Below are 256 nucleotides of genomic sequence, written 5' to 3' on the forward strand. Positions count from 1 at the left end.
TCAGCACCACCCCGCCCGGCTGCGGGCCCGTCCGGCTCGGCCCGCTCGACGGGCCGGCCGGGTCCGACGAGCACGGGTACTGCGACCAGGCGCGGGTGACCGCGCCCGGACCCGCCGACACCGTCCGCGGCGCGACCCACGTGGACGTCCCGCAGCTGGCGGCGGCCCTCGCCCGGCACCGCTGGTCGACGGGCGACCTGGCACAGGCGGCGCTCGGCTACGAGGTGCACCCGCGGCACCCGCGCCCCGGCTCGGT

Annotated in this window: 1 protein-coding gene; it reads left to right on the forward strand. The window is 80.9% G+C overall.

What is annotated here, in order from left to right:
* Window positions 1–256 (forward strand): hypothetical protein (locus KVT14_RS20635; protein ID WP_217617318.1); only part of this gene is annotated, 256 nt, incomplete at both ends.

The sequence above is a fragment of the Cellulomonas sp. GbtcB1 genome (assembly GCF_019091725.1).
Classification (GTDB): Bacteria; Actinomycetota; Actinomycetes; order Actinomycetales; family Cellulomonadaceae; genus Cellulomonas.